The following is a 17,579-nucleotide window of genomic DNA, read 5'->3' on the forward strand; positions in this document are numbered from 1 at the left end:
CCGGTCGGGGCACGTGGGGCGGGCGGGGTGCGGCTCAGACCTCCCGGTGCACGGCCGTGTGGCTCATGTCCGGGTAGCGGTCGCCCGCCACCAGGCCGGCGATCGGCTCCAGTTCGGCGAGTTCGGCGGCGGTGAGGGTGATGCGGGTGGCGGCCGCGTTCTCCAGGAGGCGGGAGCGCTTGCGGGTGCCGGGGATGGGGACGACCGTGAGGCCGTGGACGGAGGCCCGGTGGTGCACCCAGGCGAGGGCGATCTGCGCCGGGGTCGCCCCGTGCGCGGCGGCGATCTTGCGGACCGGGTCGAGGAGGGCCGCGTTCCGCTCGGCGTTCTCGCCGGTGAAGCGGGGCTGGTGGGCCCGGTAGTCGCCGCCCGACAGGTCCTTCGCGGCGTCCGCGAACGCCCCGGTCAGGAAGCCGCGACCGAGCGGCGAGTACGGCACGAAGGTCACGCCGAGCTCGGCGGCGGCACCGACGGCGCTGCGCTCGACGTCCCGGGAGAAGAGCGACCACTCCGACTGGAGGGCGGCGATCGGGTGCACCGCGTGGGCCTCGCGCAGCTCGGGCCCGGTGACCTCGCTCAGGCCCAGGAAGCGGACCTTGCCCTCCTGGACGAGTTCGGCCATCGCGCCGACGGACTCGGCGAAGGGGATCGCCGGGTCGCGGCGGTGCATGTAGTAGAGGTCGATGGTCTCGACGCCGAGGCGGCGGAGGCTGTCCTCGGCGGCCTTCCGGATGTACGCGGGGTCGTTGCGGACGCCCCGGTGGGTGGGGTCGTCGGCGCGCCGCTCGATGGCGAACTTGGTGGCGAGGACGACCTCGTCGCGGTGGGCGGCGAGGAAGGGCGCGAGGAACTCCTCGTTGGCGCCGCTGCCGTAGATGTCGGCGGTGTCGACGAGGGTGACGCCGGCTTCCAGGGCCGCGTCGAGCGTGTCGCGGGCCGCCGCCTCGTCGGTGTCGCCGTAGAACTCGCTGATGCCCATGGCGCCGAAGCCCTGGACGCCGATCTCGGGCCCGTCCTGGCCGAGCCGCACGGTGTCGATCCTGGTCACGCTGGTCATGAAGCTGTGCCTCCGCATGCAGTGCCGTAGTGGCCGATCTTGATGTCGAGCACGGCGAGCGTGTCCTGGAGCTCGGTGATCCGGGCGAGGACGTCGCGCCGGGTGGTCTCCAGGAGTTCGCGCCGCTCGTCGCGGGTGTGGTCGCCCTCGCGGACGAGTTCGGCGTACCGGACCATGTCGGCGACCGGCATCCCGGTCAGCCGCAGCTTGCCGACGAAGGCCAGCCACCCGAGGTCGCGTTCGGTGAAGCGCCGCTGCCCGGTGTGCGAACGGTCGACGTGCGGCATCAGGCCGATCCGCTCGTACCAGCGCAGGGTGTGCGCCGACAGGCCGGTCAGGGCGGCGACCTCGCTGATGGTGTAGTGCGCCCGGGTGCCGTTCGTCCGCGGGTCCCTGCTCGCGATCACGCTCATGCCCCCACGCTAAAACGTTGGAGTGCACTCGAAGCAAGTAGGCTCGGCGCCATGAGCAGCTTGCCGAGCCTGGCGTCGATCGAGAACTGGCCCGTCCCCACCGCGGCGGCGGCCGTCGTCCGCGCGGACGGCACCGTGGCCGGGTCCCACGGCCCCACCGGGCAGCGCTTCCCGCTCGCCTCCGTCACCAAGCCGCTCGCGGCGTACGCCGTCCTCGTGGCGTACGAGGAGGGGGCGATCGACCTCGACGAGCCCGCCGGGCCCGAGGGCGCGACCGTGCGCCACCTGCTCGCCCACACCTCCGGGCTCGCCTTCGACGAGAACCGGGTCATGGCCGAGCCCGGTACCCGCCGGATCTACTCCAACACGGGCTTCGAGGCGCTCGGCGACCACGTCGCCAAGGCGACCGACATCCCCTTCGCCGAGTACCTCCACCAGGCGGTCCTTGAGCCGCTCGGGATGGCGTCGACGACCCTGGAGGGCTCGCCCGCCAAGGACGGCGTGTCGACCGTGGACGACCTGGTGCGGTTCGCCGCCGAGGTGCAGGCGCCGCGGCTGCTCGACGCCCGGACCGTGCTGGACGCCATGACCGTGGCGTACCCCGGTCTCGCCGGCATCCTGCCCGGCTACGGCCGCCAGAAGCCGAACGACTGGGGTCTCGGCTTCGAGATCCGCGACGCCAAGTCCCCGCACTGGACGGGCGCCACGTCGTCGCCGCGCACCTTCGGGCACTTCGGGCAGGCCGGCACGTTCCTGTGGATCGACCCCGACGCGGCGGCCGCGTGCGTCGCCCTCACCGACCGGCCCTTCGGGCCGTGGGCGGTCGAGGCCTGGCCGCCGTTCACGGACGCGGTCCTGGCGGAGCTGCGCGCGCGGGGCTGAGCCGGACACGGTGCGCGGCCGCGCACCGGACGGGCAGCGCGCGTCGAGTGACCGCGCACCGACCGGCCGCGCCCACTCGGTGGCGCGGGGGCGCCGGTCAGACCTGGCAGCGGGTCGCGGGGAGGCTGCCGTCGGGGCCGCTGAGGGCCACCTCGACCATGCCGCCCGGGTCCTCCGAGAAGGCGGCCGTGCACACCAGCTGCTGGACGGCCCCGTCCGTCAGGTCCCCGACGGGGAAAGGGGTGCTCAGCCGGACCAGGCCGCGGCCGTCCGTGAGCCCCGCGGCCTCGTCCACCACGGCGTGCGGGTTGAGCCCGTGGCGCGGGAGCCCGCTGGTCATCCCCGCGGAGGTCTCGGGGGCGTTCGGTCCGGCCAGGAGCATGGCGAGCACCTTGTCGGTGGCGACGGCCTCGCCCCGGCCGGTCTCCACTCCCATGCCGCTGCCGCTCGTGTCGTCCCGGGGCGTCCAGCCTCCGGAGAACTGCCCGAGGTCGCGGACCGCGGGCAGCGGCCGGCCGTCCGGCCCGAGGAAGTAGAGCACCACCCGGGTGGTGCCGGGCGGGGGGTAGACGGCGACGGTCGCGGCCCCGCCCGCCTCGACGACGTCGCTCCGCTGGATGCCGCAGCCGGCGAGCGCCAGCAGCGCCAGGGGGGCGAGCAGGGCCGCGGCGGCCGTCCGGCGCGTCACAGCGGCATCCGCACGGTGAAGACCGCACCGCCCTCGGGACGGTTGGCGGCCTCCACGGTGCCGCCGTGCAGGCGCACGTTCTCCAGGGTGATCGCCAGGCCGAGGCCGCTGCCCGCCGAGCGGGTCCGGGCCCGGTCGGCCTTGTAGAAGCGGTCGAAGACGTGCGGCAGGACGTCCGGGGGGATGCCCGGGCCCCGGTCGGCGACCTCCGTCACGAGCCGGTCCCCCTCGGCGTACAGCCGCACCGTCACCGGCGCGGCGCCGTGCCGCAGCGCGTTGCCGACGAGGTTGGCGACGACGACGTCGAAGCGGCGCGGGTCGAGGCGGGCCCTGATGCCCTCGTCGAGGTACGGGACGACCTGGGCCGGATCGGTCCAGTGCCGGTGCTGGAGGGTCTTGCGCACGCAGTCGGCGGCGTCGACCTCGTCCGGGTGGAGCTCGGCTGCGCGGGCGTCGAAGCGGGAGATCTCCATCAGGTCCTCGACGAGCACGGCGAGCTTGCCGGTCTCGGTGCTGATGAGGCGGACCGCGCGGGCCGTGTCGGTGTCGAGGAGGCCGGCGTCCTCGTCGAGGACCTCGGTGACCGCGAGCATGCCGGCGAGCGGGGTGCGCAGCTCGTGCGAGACGTCGGAGGCGAAGCGGCGGGCCCGCTCCTCGGCGTCCCGCAGCTCGGCGACGGAGCGTTCCAGCGCGGCCGCGGACTCGTTGAACGTCCTTGCCAGGTCCGCGAGTTCGTCGCTGCCCTTGGCATGGATGCGGGTGTCGAGCCGGCCCCGCCCCATGCTGTGGGCGGCGTGGCGCAGCTCCCGCACCGGGCGGAGCACCCCGCGCGCGGCGATCAGCGCGGGGATCAGGGCCACGGCGAGGGCGGGGAGGGCGCCGTCGCGGGCGGCCGCGACCATGGCCTCGATGTTGGCCTCCTCCTCGTCGAGCTCCATGACGGCGTAGAAGACGAGGCCGGTGTGCTGGGCCGTCCCCTGGGTCGCGTGGGTCCGGAAGACCGCCGGGACCGCCATCGTCAGGTACGGCGTGCCGTTCTTCACCACGCGCTGGAAGCTGCCGTGCGGGCCCGCTTCCCGGGACGTCGCGCGGGCCCGCAGTTCGGGGGTGATCACGGAGGAGGTGGGGCGGTCCGTCGAGGAGGCGCGGACGGTGCCGTACTCGGCGTAGACCCGCCAGGGGCGGGGCTTGCCCTGCCGGGCGATCTGCATGAGCGGGCCGCGCAGCGAGTCGGCCTCGACGGGCAGCGTGGTGCCGAGGGCGTCCACCTGTTCCCGGAACGCGGAGACGGCGGTGTCCTGGGTCTGTTCCAGGATCGCGTTGCGCGCGGCCCGGTAGGTGAGCGCGGCGGTCGTGCCGCAGCCGACGGCCGCGACGAGCAGGAACGCGAGGACGAGCCGGGTCCGCAGGCCGAAGGGGTGCGGGCGGAGGCGCGGCGCGCGGGCCTTGCGGCGCCGGCGGGGTGCGGCGCCGACGGCCTCCGCGGTCGCCCCCGTCGGCGTCGCCCCCGTCCTCGTCGCCGACGCCCTTGTCGCCGTCGTCCTCTTCGCCGTCGTCCCGGGGCCCGCCGACGTCTCGGAGGCCCCGGGCTCCGGGCTCACGCAGGCCTTCACAGCGGGCCGAAGCGGTAGCCGAAGCCCCGCAGGGTCTGGATGTAGCGCGGCTCGCCCGGGGTGTCCTCGATCTTGTTCCGAAGCCGGCGGACACAGGCGTCGACCAGCCGGGCGTCGCCGTGGTAGCTGTGCTCCCAGACGTGCTCCAGGAGCTGCTGCCGGCTGAACACCTGCTCGGGCGCGGCCGTCAGGTGCAGCAGCAGCTTCAGCTCTGAGGGCGCGAGGGCGACGCGTTCGCCCGCCTTCGCGACGGTCAGTCCGGCCCGGTCGATCGCCAGTTCCCCGTGGAACTCGACGGCGGAGCGCCCGGAGCCCGGCTCCTCGATGCGGCGCAGCACCGCGCGTATCCGGGCCTCGATCACCTCGGTGCGGGCCGGCTTGACGATGTAGTCGTCCGCGCCCGCCTCCAGGCCGACGACCACGTCGAAGTCGTCGCCGCGCGCCGTGAGCATGATGATCGGCAGCTGGCTGGTCTCCCGCACCCGACGGCACACCTGGACGCCGTTCATCCCCGGCAGCATCAGGTCGAGCAGCAGCAGGTCCGGCCTGAACTCCCCCAGCGCGGCCAGCCCCGCCTCGCCCGTCGGCGCGGTCCGCACGTCGTGGCCGCGGCGGCGCAGCCCGAGCTCCACGCCCTCCCGGACGGAGGGGTCGTCTTCTATCAACAGCACGCGGGGCATCTGCGAAGTATCCCAAGCTTGTTCGAGTAGACGGGGGTGGGCCCCGTCGTGGGCAACTGTTCCGCCGGGGCGCGGGGCCGCGTCCGGCACGGGGTGCGGGCCGCACGCGCGGGGCGTCAGTGGCGGCGGAGGCGGGTTGTCGTGGTGGTGAGGAGGGTGTGGAGTTCGGTGAGGTGGAGGGGGCGGGCGAGGAGGGCGAAGGTGGCGAGGAGCGTGCCCGCACCCGCGAGGCCGGAGACGACGGGTCCGGCGACGTCGGCGAGGCCGACGACGAAGAGCGCGTACCCGGTGGCCGGCACCGCGGCGACGAGGAGCCGGGCCAGCGCGGGGGCGGAGCCGCCGGAGGGCGTGCCCCGCAGCCGCCGGCGCAGGACGTACGCCGTGACGGCCCAACCCGCCCAGAGGGCGAGGGAGTAGGCGGCGGCCATGCCGGTGACGGCCCAGTGCGGCGGGAGCACCTGGTGGGCGGTGAGGGAGAGGCCGGCGTTGAGGCCGGCGATGACGAGGTTGAGGACGAACGGGGTGCGCGTGTCTCGGAGGGCGTAGAAGGCGCGGGTGCAGACGTACTGGCCGGAGAGGGCGACGAGGCCGGGGGCGAAGGCCACGAGGATCCAGGCCATGGCGCGGATGTCGTCGCCGGTGGTCGCGCCGTACCGGAAGACGACCGTCATCAGCGGTACGGCGAGCGCGAGGAGCGCGCACGCGGCGGGGACGATCGCGGCCGCGCTGGTCCGCAGGGCGTACGAGACGTCCCGGCGGACGGCGGCGAGGTCGCCGTCCGCGGCGGCGGCGCTCATCCGGGGCAGCACGGCGGTGACGAGGGAGACGGTGACGATGCCGTGCGGGACGGTCCAGAGCAGGTAGGCGTTGTTGTACGCGGCGAGGCCGGAGCCGCCGGTGGTGACGGAGCCCACCGAGGTGGCGAGCCAGGTGGTCACCCAGTACGCGCCCTGGTTGGTGAGGACGAGCAGGACCAGCCAGCCGGCCGAGCGCAGCGGAGCGGCGAGGCCGCTGCCGCGCCAGTCGAGGCGGGGGCGCCAGCGGAAGCCGGCGGCGCGCAGCGAGGGGAGGAGGGCGAGGGCCTGGACGGCGATGCCCGCGGTGGTGCCCCAGCCGAGGAGCGCGGCCTCGCCGGGGGTGAGGGTGCCGCCGTCGCTGACGAGCAGGAAGAGGGAGAACACGGCGACGGCGACGACGTTGTTGAGGACGGGCGTCCACATCATGGCGCCGAAGCGGCCGCGGGCGTTGAGGACCTGGCCGAGGAGCGTGAAGAGGCCGAGGAAGAGGATCTGCGGCAGGCAGGCGCGGGTGAAGGCGAGTGTCGTCTCGCGTTGCGCGCCCGTGTAGTCGGTGTAGGCGTCGACGATCAGGGGGGCGGCGAGCACCGCGGCAGCCGTCAGCGCGGTGAGGGCGAGCGCGCAGAGGGTGAGGAGCCGGTCGGTGTAGGCGACGCCGCCGTCCTCGTGCTCCTTGGCGGCCTTGACGAGTTCGGGGACGAAGACGGCGTTGAGGGCGCCGCCGAGGAGCAGCATGTAGACGATGGTGGGGACGGAGTTGCCGACCGCGTAGCCGTCGGCGACGAATCCCGCGCCGAGGGCGGCGGCGACGACGGAGGCGCGGACGAAGCCGGTGGCGCGGGAGACGAGGGAGCCGGCGGCCATGAGCGCGCCGCTGCGGAGGACCGAGGGCTTCGGCTCGGCCGGTGCCGCGGTGAGCGTCGCCGTCACCGGCGGGCCAGGTACGCCTGGAAGGCGCGGAACAGTGCCTGGTTGGTCGTGCCCTGCATCGGAATCTCCCACTCCCCCAGCGTCTCGACGACCTGTCCGCCCGTGCCGAGCTTCCAGCGCAGGAGCCCGTGGGCGCGGTCGCCCGGATCGAGGGTGGAGGGTACCCCGCGCAGGTCGTAGACGGCGGCGCCGGCGGCGTGGGCGTCGAGGAGCATGCGCCACTGGAGGGCGTTGGAGGGGCGGACCTCGCGGCGGTGGTCGGCGGAGGCGCCGGTCTGGTACCAGACGCGCCCCCCGACGGTGATCATGGTGTGGGCGGCGAGCACCTCGCCCTCGTGGCGGGCGAGGTAGAGCTTCATGCGGCCGGGGTGCTCGGCGTTGAGGACGGCGTACTGGCGCTCGTAGTAGGCGAGGTCGCGGCCGAGGCGGAAGCCGTCGCGCTCCTCGGTGATCCGGAGCAGCCGGTGGAACTCGGGGAGGTCGGCGGCGGAGCCGACGGTGATCTCGACGCCGGACCTGCGGGCCTTGCGGACGTTGCGCCGCCACTCCTGGTTGAGGCCGGACCAGAGGTCGTCGGTGGAGCGGCCGGTGAGCGGGATCTGGAAGACGTGCCGGGGCTGGGCGTCGGCGCCGTCGCCGGAGTCGCCGCCGCAGCGGTGCCAGCCGCGGGCCCGGAGCCGGTCGGCGACGACCGTGCCGAGCGGGTCGACCTCGTCGGCGAGGACGTCGGCCAGCCGGCGACCGGCTCCGGTGCCGGCCTTGAGGGTGGCGGCGTCCCACCGGCGGTAGGCGGGGCCGGGGCCGATGCGCACGGCGAAGGCGCCCGAGGCCCGCAGGTGGGCGAGGAGCGGTCCGAGCCAGCCGTCGAGGTCGGGGTCGGCCCAGTCGGCGACGGGCCCCTCGGGGAGGTACGCGAAGTACTTGCGGGTGCCGGGGAAGGGGCGGAGGAGGACGAGGGCGACGCCGGCGAGGGGGCCGGACTCGGTTCCCCAGCCGACGAGTTGGTGACACCAGCCGTCCTTCACCTGAGCCCAGGAGGGGAGTTGGAGGAAGCTGGGGCCGCCCGCGCCGGCGGCGGCCCGGGACGCGAGGAAGGCGCGGTGGACCTCGGGGGTCACGGGGCCGACCCTGAGCGGGCCGGCCGGGGCGCGGCGTTCGGCGGGTGCGGCCGTCACGAGCAGCGCAGACACAACGGGAGCCTCCTGGTTCCGCCCCTCGGTGGTGGGGCGCACAGCAGGCTCACAGCCGAATTCGACGGGTGCGCGCGTCGTATGTGACCGGACCGTGACCGTTGTGCCGCAGCCCTCGTCACATGGCCGTTCGGCGCCCCGCGGGCGCTCCCGCCGACCTACAGTCCGGACATCCCGCTCTTCTCCCCTCTCCACGGAGGTCTTCCGTGCTGCCGATACGCACACGCCGTCCGCGCACCACCCGTCCCGTCCTCGCGGCCGTCGCGCTCGTCGCCTCCGTCACCGCCTGCACGGCCCAGGCCGCGGACGGCGGCGGCACGTCGGGGACGCGGGACCACGGTTCCGCGGCGCCCGCGGCGAAGGTGACGGTCGTGGACCCGGCGGCCGGCAGTCCGGTGACCGTGCGGGCCTCGGGCGGCACGATCGCCGCGGTGAAGGTCGTCGACGCGGAGGGCGGGACGCTCACGGGCCGTACCGGCGGGGGCGGCACGACCTGGGTGTCGGACCGCAAGGCGGTGCCGGGGACCTCGTACACGGTGGAGGTGACCTCCCGTACCGGCGACGGAGGGGAGTCGACGAGCCGGTCCTCGTTCAGCACCCCCGAGCCGGCGAAGGTCAACAAGGTGACGCTCGCGCCGGGCAAGAACACCACGGTGGGCGTCGGGCATCCGCTGTCGATCGTGTTCGACCTGCCGGTGACGCGGAAGGCGGACGTGGAGCGCCAGCTCAAGGTCACCACCTCGAACGCCACGGAGGGCTCCTGGGGCTGGATCAAGGACCACTCGGGCCGCGACCGGGCCGACTGGCGGCCGAAGGAGTACTGGAAGCCCGGTACGAAGGTCACGCTGGAAGCGGACCTGAACGGCACCGACTCGGGCGGCGGCTGGTTCGTGCGGGACTACCGCACCGGCTTCACCGTCGGCGCCTCCCAGGTCGTCAGGGTCGATCTCGACGCCCACCGGCTGACCCTCGTGCGGGACGGGCGCGCGGTCCGCACGATCCCGGTCTCCGGCGGCACCCCGGGCGGCGACAAGCGGTCCTGGCGCGGCACGGCCGTCCTGATGGCGAAGGAGGGCACCATCAACATGAACTCCGAGACGGTCGGCCTCGGCGACGCCTACGACAAGATGGTCGACCACTCGATGCGGCTGACCTGGTCGGGCATGTACGCCCACGCGGCCCCGTGGAACGCGGCCTACTTCGGCAGGGCCAACAAGAGCTCCGGCTGCATCGGCATGAGCGACGCCGACGCCGCCTCTTTCTACGCCTCCGTGAACGTCGGCGACCCCTTCGAGATCAAGGGCGCCGAGACCAAGGGCGTCGTCGCCGAGGGCAACGGCTACGGGGCGTGGAACCTGAGCTGGGAGCAGTGGCGGGCGAAGAGCGCGCTGCGCTGACGGTTCAGCCGAGGGCCTTGCGCCAGTCCCGCATCTCCCAGACCAGCACCTCCGCGTCGGTCACGGCGGCCAGTTCGAGGGCGCCGGTGTCGGTGAGCCGGGCCGCGTCGCCGGGGCCGAGCTCCTCGCCGCCGAGGCGCACGGTCCCCCGGGCCACGTGGACGTAGACGAGGTCGGCGTCCGGTACGGCGGTGCGGGTGCCCGGCCCGGGGCGGTGGACGTGCAGCCGGGCGTCCGCGGCCGGCAGGTCGTACGCGACCGGGCCGGCGGTCCCGCGCACCACCTCGTACGAGGGGTCCCCGCCCGGGCTCAGCGGGGCGAGCCACATCTGGACGAAGACCAGGGGCACGTCGGCGTCGTTGCGTTCGACGTGGCGGACGCCCCCGGCGGAGCTCAGCCGCTGGAGGTCGCCGGGGCGGACGACCGTCTCGTGGCCGGCGGTGTCGTGGTGGGTGAGTTCGCCCTCGACGACCCAGGTGACGATCTCGGTGTGGCTGTGCGGGTGCTCGTCGAAGCCGGCGCCGGGTGCGAGCCGCTCCTCGTTGACGGCGAGGAGCGCGCCGAAGCGGAGGTTGTCGGGGTCGTAGTGCGGCCCGAAGGAGAGGGCGTGCCGGGTCTCGATCCCGGCCGCCGGGTCGCCGCCGGGGTAGCGCTCGCCGGCGCGCTGGATGCGTATCACGGGGCCCACCGTAGTCGCCGGGCCGGGGCGCGCGGCGGAGGCGGACCGGCGGCCGGCGACGCCCCCCGCCGGAGGCGAACCCGCCCCGACCCCGCACGCCGGCGTCCCGATAAGGCAGTCTTGTCCCCGTGCCAGAACCCGTGAACGCCGCTCATCCGCACTCCGCGACCCTGAAGCGCCTCGAACAGTCCTCCGGGCGGCTCGCCGCCGGCGCCATCGCCCGCATGGACGAGACGCTGCCGTGGTACCGCGCGATGCCGCCCGAGAACCGGTCGTGGATCGGCCTGGTCGCCCAGGCCGGCATCGCCGCGTTCACCGAGTGGTTCCGGCACCCCGAGACCCCGCAGGCGATCTCTACGGACGTCTTCGGCACCGCGCCCCGCGAGCTGACCCGGGCGATCACGCTGCGGCAGACCGTGGAGATGGTCCGCACCACGATCGAGGTCATGGAGTCGGCGATCGAGGAGGTCGCCGCCCCGGGCGACGAGTCCGTGCTCCGCGAGGCGCTGCTCGTCTACGCCCGGGAGATCGCCTTCGCGACCGCCCAGGTGTACGCGCAGGCCGCCGAGGCCCGCGGCGCGTGGGACGCGCGCCTGGAGTCCCTCGTGGTGAACGCGGTGCTCTCCGGCGAGGCCGACGAGGGCGCCGTCTCGCGGGCCGCCGCGCTCGGCTGGAACTCGCCCGAGCACGTGTGCGTGGTCCTCGGCACCGCCCCCGACGGCGACAGCGAGCTGACGGTGGAGGCGATCCGCCGGGCCGCCCGGCACGCCAAGCTCCAGGTCCTCACCGGGGTCCTCGGCAACCGGCTCGTCGTCATCGCGGGCGGCAACGACAACCCGCTGGCGGTCGCGAAGGCGCTGATCGGCCCGTACGCGGCGGGTCCCGTCGTGGCCGGCCCCGTCGTGCCCGACCTGCTCGCGGCGACCCGGTCCGCGCAGGCGGCCGCCGCCGGACTCAAGGCGTGCTCGGCGTGGCAGGACGCTCCCCGCCCCGTTCTGGCGGACGATCTCCTCCCGGAGCGCGCCATCGCCTCCGACCCTTCGGCGCGCGAACAGCTGGTGGAGGAGATCTACAGACCGCTGGAGGAAGCGGGCTCGGCGCTGCTGGAAACTCTCAGTGTCTATCTGGAGCAGGCGAGCAGCCTGGAAGGCGCGGCCAGGATGCTCTTCGTCCACCCGAACACCGTGCGCTACCGGCTTCGACGTGTGACCGACGTCACCGGCTGGTCGCCCTCCGACGTGCGATCGGCGTTCACGCTGCGGATCGCCCTCATCCTGGGGCGCTTGGCCGACGGAGATCCCCAGTCCTAGACTTTTGTCGGAGACCAACAATTCCCCCGACGGTTCTTCGTCCTTGTCCCCACGGGCGCCGGGAGCCGTCCCCAAGAGAGAGTGTGAGGGTGCTCGTACTCGTCGCTCCCGGCCAAGGCGCTCAGACGCCCGGCTTCCTGACTCCCTGGCTCGAACTCCCCGGCGCCGCCGACCGCATCGCGGCCTGGTCCGACGCCATCGGGCTCGACCTCGCCCACTACGGCACGAAGGCGGACGCGGAAGAGATCCGCGACACCGCCGTGGCACAGCCGCTGCTCGTCGCCGCCGGCCTGCTGTCGGCCTCGGCGCTCGGCGACGTGTCGCCCGGCGTCGTCGCCGGCCACAGCGTCGGCGAGTTCACCGCCGCCGCGTTCGCCGGCGTGCTCGACGACACCGCCGCGCTGCGTCTCGTCCGGACCCGCGGACTCGCGATGGCCGACGCCGCCGCGATCACCGCGACCGGCATGTCCGCGCTGCTCGGCGGCGACCCCGAGGTGACCGTCCCGCACCTCGAGAAGCTCGGCCTGACCGCGGCCAACGTGAACGGCGCCGGCCAGATCGTGGCCGCCGGCACCCTGGAGCAGCTGGCCGCCCTGGAGGCGGACAAGCCCGAGGGCGTCCGCCGGGTCGTCGCGCTCAAGGTCGCCGGCGCCTTCCACACGCACCACATGGCCCCGGCCGTGGCGCGCCTGGAGGAGGCCGCGGCGCAGCTGTCCCCGGCCGCCCCGACCACCCGCTACGTCTCCAACAAGGACGGGCAGGTCGTCACCGACGGCGCCGAGGTCGTGGCCCGCCTGGTCGGCCAGGTCGCGAACCCGGTCCGCTGGGACCTGTGCATGGAGACCTTCCAGGCCCTGGGCGCGACGGCGCTGATCGAGGTGTGCCCCGGAGGCACCCTGACCGGCCTCGCCAAGCGCGCCCTGCCGGGCGTGGCCACCGTCGCTCTCAAGACTCCCGACGACCTCGACGCGGCCCGTACGCTCATCGCTGAGCACGCGGCCGTCTGACAAGGAGTGTCGAGAAGCATGTCGAAGATCAAGCCCAGCAAGGGCGCCCCGTACGCGCGGATCCTCGGTGTCGGCGGTTACCGCCCCACCCGGGTCGTGCCGAACGAGGTGATCCTCGAGAAGATCGACTCGACCGACGAGTGGATCCGCTCGCGCTCCGGCATCTCCACCCGCCACTGGGCCTCGCCGGAGGAGACCGTCACCGCGATGTCGGTGGAGGCCTCGGGCAAGGCCATCGCGGACGCCGGCATCACCGCCGAGCAGATCGGTGCCGTGATCGTCTCCACGGTCTCGCACTTCAAGCAGACGCCGGCCGTCGCCACCGAGATCGCCGACAAGGTCGGCGCGGGGAAGCCGGCCGCCTTCGACATCTCCGCCGGCTGCGCGGGCTTCGGCTACGGCCTGACGCTCGCCAAGGGCATGATCGTCGAGGGCTCGGCGGAGTACGTCCTCGTCATCGGCGTGGAGCGGCTCAGCGACCTGACGGACCTGGAGGACCGCGCGACGGCCTTCCTGTTCGGCGACGGCGCCGGTGCCGTGATCGTCGGCCCCTCGGACGAGCCGCACATCGGCCCGACCGTCTGGGGTTCCGAGGGCGACAAGTCCGAGACGATCAAGCAGACCGTCCCGTGGAACGACTTCCTCCCCCGCGCTCTCGGCTCCGCTCGAGCAGGGGGGACCCCCACCGGCGACGTCTCCGAGCTCCCGCTCAACGAGCAGGGCGAGGTCAAGTTCCCCGCCATCACGCAGGAGGGCCAGGCGGTGTTCCGCTGGGCCGTCTTCGAGATGGCGAAGGTCGCCCAGCAGGCGCTGGACGCCGCCGGCATCACGGCGGACGACCTCGACGTCTTCATCCCGCACCAGGCGAACATGCGGATCATCGACTCGATGGTGAAGACTCTGAAGCTGCCGGAGCACGTCACGGTCGCCCGTGACGTGGAGACCACCGGCAACACCTCGGCCGCCTCGATCCCGCTCGCCATGGAGCGGCTCCTGGCGACCGGGCAGGCGAAGAGCGGTGACACCGCGCTCGTCATCGGCTTCGGGGCGGGTCTCGTGTACGCCGCGACGGTCGTTACCCTCCCCTAGGCACCGGATCCGTCCGGAAGCCCCCCTTTTACCGAAGTAACCGCAAGAAGGAGCGCCACTATGGCTCACACCCAGGACCAGATCGTCGAAGGCCTCGCCGACATCGTCAACGAGATCGCGGGCATCCCGGTCGAGGACGTCCAGCTGGACAAGTCCTTCACCGACGACCTGGACGTCGACTCGCTGTCCATGGTCGAGGTCGTCGTCGCCGCCGAAGAGCGCTTCGACGTCAAGATCCCGGACGAGGACGTCAAGAACCTCAAGACCGTGGGCGACGCTGCCGACTACATCCTGAAGCACCAGGCCTGATTCGGCCCCTGCTGACTCGGTCCGCCACCCCGCGGTGGCGCCGTATTCCGACCATCACACACATGGAGAACGAATTCCTGTGAACTCGACCAATCGCACCGTGGTCGTTACCGGTATCGGCGCAACCACACCGCTGGGTGGCGACTCCGCGTCGACCTGGGAAGGTCTGCTCGCGGGACGCTCCGGCGTCAAGCCCCTGGAGGGCGAGCGCTTCGCCGAACTGCCCGTGCAGATCGCCGCGACGGCCGCCGTCGACCCCGGTGACGTCCTTCCCCGCCCGCTGGCCCGCAAGCTGGACCGCTCGGCGCAGTTCGCGCTGATCGCGGCCCGCGAGGCGTGGGCCGACGCGGGCTACACCGCCCCCGCCGGCGAGGACGAGAAGGTCGTGCCCGAGCGGCTCGGCTCCGTCATCGCCTCCGGCATCGGCGGCGTAACGACTCTGCTCGACCAGTACGACGTGCTGAAGGAGAAGGGCGTCCGCCGCGTCTCCCCGCACACCGTGCCCATGCTCATGCCGAACAGCCCCTCCGCCAACGTGGGTCTGGAGGTGAACGCCCGGGCGGGCGTCCACACCCCGGTCTCCGCGTGCGCGTCGGGTGCCGAGGCGATCGGCTACGCCGTCGAGATGATCCGCACCGGCCGTGCCGACGTGGTGATCGCCGGCGGTACCGAGGCCGCGATCCACCCGCTGCCGATCGCCGCCTTCGCCAACATGATGGCGATGTCCAAGAACAACGACGAGCCGACGAAGGCCTCGCGTCCGTACGACACCGGCCGTGACGGCTTCGTGCTCGGCGAGGGCGCGGGCGTCGTGATCCTGGAGTCCGAGGAGCACGCGAAGGCGCGCGGCGCGCGCATCTACTGCGAGGTCCTCGGCCAGGGCCTGTCGGCCGACAGCCACCACATCGCGCAGCCCGAGCCGACCGGCCGGGGCATCGCCGCCGCGATGCAGAACCTGCTCGACTCCACGGACCTCAAGCCGTCCGAGGTCGTCCACCTCAACGCGCACGCCACGTCGACGCCGCAGGGTGACGTCGCCGAGATCAAGGCGCTGCGCAAGGTCCTGGGCGACGACCTCGACCACGTCGCGATCTCCGCGACCAAGTCGATGACCGGCCACCTCCTCGGCGGTGCCGGCGGCATCGAGACCGTCGCGACGGTCCTGGCGCTCCACCACCGCCTCGCCCCGCCGACGATCAACGTCGACGAGCTGGACCCCGAGGTCGAGGCGGACATCGTCCGCAGCGAGCCGCGCGAGCTGCCCCAGGGCACCATCGCCGCGATCAACAACAGCTTCGGCTTCGGCGGCCACAACGTCGTCCTGGCGTTCCGCACCGTCTGATCCACGGCTCATGCGAAAGGCCCGCCCCCGTCCGGGGCGGGCCTTTCGCATGGGTCAGCGGAGGGCGTAGGCCGCGGGTTCCGCCTGCATCAGGATCTGGTTGAGGACGACGTGACCGCCGGGGACGGGGACGAGTTCGGGGTAGATGGAGATGCCGACGGTCCTGCCGGTGTCGGGTTCGACGCCGGTGGCGGCCTTGCCGGTGGCGCGGTCGAGGAGGGCGATCCGGCCCGAACCCTGGTTCTCGAGCACGGCGATGCGGCCGTCGGGTTCCACCGCGAGCGCCATCGTCTGGCTCTCCGCGTGGTACGACCACGCCTTCCGGCCGTCCTTCAGGGAGTACGCGACGGCGTAGGTGGGCACCATCGACTCCCGCTGGGCGAGGGTGACGAGGAGGCCGTCCCGGACGACGGGCCGGAGGAAGTCCTGTGCGGCGACGCCTTCGGGCGCGGAGAGGATCCCTTCGGCCCCGGAGAGGGGCACGGTCACGGTCGGCGCACCCTCGTCGTCGAAGACCAGGAAGGCGTGGGTGCCGCGCTTGTCCGCCTCGTCGACCGCGAGGACGACCGGGGAGACGGAGACCACCGCCGCCGTGGCGTCCGACTCGACGGGCAGGTCGCGGGTCCACCGCTGTGCGCCGGTACGGGTGTCGAGGGCGAGGAGCCGGGCGCCCTTGCCGCACTGCTCGGCGAGGAGGGTACGGGTGGCGTCGGCGTCGACCGCCAGGGTCTCGCAGTCCTTGGGCACCGCGCGCTGCCAGCGCTGCTCACCCGATTCGGTGGAGCGGGCCCGGACGACTCCTTCCTCGGCGCTGAGCGCGGTGGTGCCGCCGACGGCGAGAGTGCCCTCGACGAGTCCCTCTCCACCGAGGTTCCGCTTCCACAGGACCTTGCCGTCGGAGACGCGGACGGCGAGCAGGGTGGCGCAGGGCTTGTCGTGGCGGCCGTACGCGATGAGCCCGACGCCCTCCTCGACGTCCGGGGTCATGGCGCACAGGGCCTCGCGGGTGGGTGCGGGCACGCCCCACCGGACGTGGCCGTCGGTGCCGTCGTACGCGAAGAGTCCGTCGATCCGGCCTTGCGCGACGGCGGAGCCGAGACCCCAGAAGCCGACCGATCTGTCGTGGTTCCGGCCCACGCCCGGGATCGACCACGCGACGGCCGGCCGGGTGTCGAGGGACGCGGTGGGAGCGGGCTTCGCGGGCGCCTTGCCCGTCGCCTCGGTGTCGTCGCCGTCGACCCAGACGCCGGCGACGATCAGCGCGAGCGTCCACACCGCGGCCGCGGCCACGACGGAGGCCCGTCCCGACGCCGCGGTACGGGGTTCGGCGTCGGTCTTGTCGGGACCGGTGCGCGGGGCGCGGGTGTCGGTGTCGTTCGTGCCGGAGCCCGGTAGCGGTGCCGCGTCCCGGACCTCCGGGGCGGTACGGCGGCCGCGCCGGGCCGCGAGGACGGTGACCCCCAGCGCCGCGCACACGAGGGCGCACACGGCCGCCGCCCAGCCCGTGGGCCAGGAGCCGCCGAGCACTCCCGCTGCCAGGAAGACCGTCGCGGCGCCGAACAAGGCGCCGGACACACCGTCACGCGTCATCTCTCAACCCCTTCAGGCGCGCCCCCTGCGCGCCCGGGCGGGAATCTACAGCGTGTCGGTGAAGGGCTGTCAGACGACCTGGTGCAGCCAGCGGACGGGGGCGCCTTCACCGGCGTACCGGAAGGGCTCCAGTTCGTCGTCCCAGGGCTTGCCGAGGAGCTTGGCGACCTCGGCCTCCAGCTGGGTCTCGCCCTGCAGGGAGCGCGCGAGGGCGGCCCGCAGCCGGTCCTCGGGGATCAGGATGTCCCCGTGCATGCCGGTGACGGCGTGGAAGATGCCGAGGTCGGGGGTGGCGCTGTAGCGCTCGCCCTCGGCGGTGGGGCAGGGTTCCGCGGTGACCTCGAAGCGGAGCATCTGCCAGCCGCGCAGTGCGGAGGCGAGTTCGGAGGCGGTGCCGGTCTGGCCCTGCCAGGAGAACTCGGCTCTCCAGGTGCCGGGGGACGCCGGCTGGCGGATCCAGTCGAGCTGGACCCTCGCACCGAGGACGCCCGCCACCGCCCATTCGACGTGCGGGCAGAGCGCGCGCGGTGCGGAGTGTACGTACAGGACTCCACGTGTCGTCACCGGGACCTCCAGTGTGGGACGAGGTTCGCCTTTCCCAACGGC

17 protein-coding genes are annotated in these 17,579 nt (G+C 73.6%); 7 read left to right on the forward strand and 10 right to left on the reverse strand.

The features are described from left to right. Positions 1 to 34 precede the first annotated feature (34 nt). Both ACIQFX_RS10190 and ACIQFX_RS10195 read right to left on the reverse strand, forming a co-directional pair. Complete coding sequence (locus ACIQFX_RS10190) at positions 35 to 1,057, reverse strand: aldo/keto reductase (protein WP_402460760.1); 1,023 nt, start codon at positions 1,055 to 1,057, stop codon at positions 35 to 37. Next, on the reverse strand, positions 1,054 to 1,470 hold the full coding sequence (locus ACIQFX_RS10195; RefSeq protein WP_402460761.1) for a MerR family transcriptional regulator: 417 nt from the start codon (positions 1,468 to 1,470) through the stop codon (positions 1,054 to 1,056). Before ACIQFX_RS10195 ends, ACIQFX_RS10190 begins: the two co-directional genes overlap by 4 nt. Positions 1,471 to 1,530: 60 nt before the next feature. Between ACIQFX_RS10195 and ACIQFX_RS10200 the strand changes: the two genes are divergently transcribed. Continuing rightward, positions 1,531 to 2,352, forward strand: a complete 822-nt coding sequence (locus ACIQFX_RS10200) for a serine hydrolase domain-containing protein (protein WP_402461551.1) — start codon at positions 1,531 to 1,533, stop codon at positions 2,350 to 2,352. Between the two features lie 97 nt (positions 2,353 to 2,449). On the opposite strand, the gene ACIQFX_RS10205 is transcribed toward ACIQFX_RS10200, so the two are convergent. The 5 genes from ACIQFX_RS10205 to ACIQFX_RS10225 all read right to left on the reverse strand — a co-directional run bounded on the left by ACIQFX_RS10205 (position 2,450) and on the right by ACIQFX_RS10225 (position 8,250). Beyond that, the gene (locus ACIQFX_RS10205) at positions 2,450 to 3,040 is read right to left on the reverse strand and encodes a hypothetical protein (RefSeq protein WP_402460762.1); all 591 of its coding nucleotides are present in this window, start codon (positions 3,038 to 3,040) and stop codon (positions 2,450 to 2,452) included. Further along, positions 3,037 to 4,641 (reverse strand): sensor histidine kinase, encoded by a 1,605-nt coding sequence (locus tag ACIQFX_RS10210; RefSeq protein WP_402460763.1) that lies wholly within the window; start codon positions 4,639 to 4,641, stop codon positions 3,037 to 3,039. The genes ACIQFX_RS10205 and ACIQFX_RS10210 overlap by 4 nt, the downstream gene beginning before the upstream one ends. Before the next feature lie 8 nt (positions 4,642 to 4,649). Then, positions 4,650 to 5,333, reverse strand: a complete 684-nt coding sequence (locus ACIQFX_RS10215) for a response regulator (RefSeq protein WP_402460764.1) — start codon at positions 5,331 to 5,333, stop codon at positions 4,650 to 4,652. 116 nt (positions 5,334 to 5,449) lie between these two features. Beyond that, positions 5,450 to 7,060, reverse strand: coding sequence for a murein biosynthesis integral membrane protein MurJ (gene murJ / locus ACIQFX_RS10220; RefSeq protein ID WP_402460766.1), 1,611 nt, complete (start codon positions 7,058 to 7,060; stop codon positions 5,450 to 5,452). Continuing rightward, positions 7,057 to 8,250, reverse strand: a complete 1,194-nt coding sequence (locus ACIQFX_RS10225) for a lipid II:glycine glycyltransferase FemX (RefSeq protein WP_402460768.1) — start codon at positions 8,248 to 8,250, stop codon at positions 7,057 to 7,059. The genes murJ and ACIQFX_RS10225 overlap by 4 nt, the downstream gene beginning before the upstream one ends. 206 nt (positions 8,251 to 8,456) lie before the next feature. On the opposite strand from ACIQFX_RS10225, the gene ACIQFX_RS10230 reads away from it, so the two are divergent. Further along, the gene (locus ACIQFX_RS10230) at positions 8,457 to 9,647 is read left to right on the forward strand and encodes an Ig-like domain-containing protein (RefSeq protein ID WP_402460770.1); all 1,191 of its coding nucleotides are present in this window, start codon (positions 8,457 to 8,459) and stop codon (positions 9,645 to 9,647) included. Between the two features lie 4 nt (positions 9,648 to 9,651). On the opposite strand, the gene ACIQFX_RS10235 is transcribed toward ACIQFX_RS10230, so the two are convergent. Next, positions 9,652 to 10,326, reverse strand: a complete 675-nt coding sequence (locus ACIQFX_RS10235; RefSeq protein ID WP_402460772.1) for a pirin family protein — start codon at positions 10,324 to 10,326, stop codon at positions 9,652 to 9,654. Between the two features lie 128 nt (positions 10,327 to 10,454). On the opposite strand from ACIQFX_RS10235, the gene fasR reads away from it, so the two are divergent. The 5 genes from fasR (at position 10,455) to fabF (ending at position 15,383) form a co-directional block, all read left to right on the forward strand. Next, positions 10,455 to 11,636, forward strand: coding sequence for a fatty acid biosynthesis transcriptional regulator FasR (gene fasR / locus ACIQFX_RS10240; RefSeq protein WP_017239141.1), 1,182 nt, complete (start codon positions 10,455 to 10,457; stop codon positions 11,634 to 11,636). Positions 11,637 to 11,725: 89 nt separating this feature from the next. Beyond that, complete coding sequence (locus tag ACIQFX_RS10245; RefSeq protein ID WP_402460773.1) at positions 11,726 to 12,643, forward strand: ACP S-malonyltransferase; 918 nt, start codon at positions 11,726 to 11,728, stop codon at positions 12,641 to 12,643. A gap of 18 nt (positions 12,644 to 12,661) precedes the next feature. Next, a complete protein-coding gene (locus tag ACIQFX_RS10250; protein ID WP_402460775.1) occupies positions 12,662 to 13,732 on the forward strand; it encodes a ketoacyl-ACP synthase III in 1,071 nt (356 codons plus the stop codon). A gap of 60 nt (positions 13,733 to 13,792) precedes the next feature. Continuing rightward, positions 13,793 to 14,041 (forward strand): acyl carrier protein, encoded by a 249-nt coding sequence (locus tag ACIQFX_RS10255; RefSeq protein ID WP_366291290.1) that lies wholly within the window; start codon positions 13,793 to 13,795, stop codon positions 14,039 to 14,041. 79 nt (positions 14,042 to 14,120) lie between these two features. Further along, a complete protein-coding gene (gene fabF, locus ACIQFX_RS10260; protein WP_402460777.1) occupies positions 14,121 to 15,383 on the forward strand; it encodes a beta-ketoacyl-ACP synthase II in 1,263 nt (420 codons plus the stop codon). 54 nt (positions 15,384 to 15,437) lie between these two features. Here fabF and ACIQFX_RS10265 read toward each other — a convergent pair whose 3' ends face one another. Beyond that, positions 15,438 to 16,973, reverse strand: coding sequence for a PQQ-binding-like beta-propeller repeat protein (locus ACIQFX_RS10265; RefSeq protein WP_402460778.1), 1,536 nt, complete (start codon positions 16,971 to 16,973; stop codon positions 15,438 to 15,440). Positions 16,974 to 17,042: 69 nt separating this feature from the next. Further along, positions 17,043 to 17,537: a DUF3145 domain-containing protein gene (locus tag ACIQFX_RS10270; protein ID WP_402460780.1), complete on the reverse strand. Its 495-nt coding sequence runs from the start codon at positions 17,535 to 17,537 to the stop codon at positions 17,043 to 17,045. Positions 17,538 to 17,579 lie beyond the last annotated feature (42 nt).

The organism is Streptomyces sp. NPDC093089 (assembly GCF_044754405.1).
In the GTDB taxonomy this organism is placed as follows: domain Bacteria; phylum Actinomycetota; class Actinomycetes; order Streptomycetales; family Streptomycetaceae; genus Streptomyces.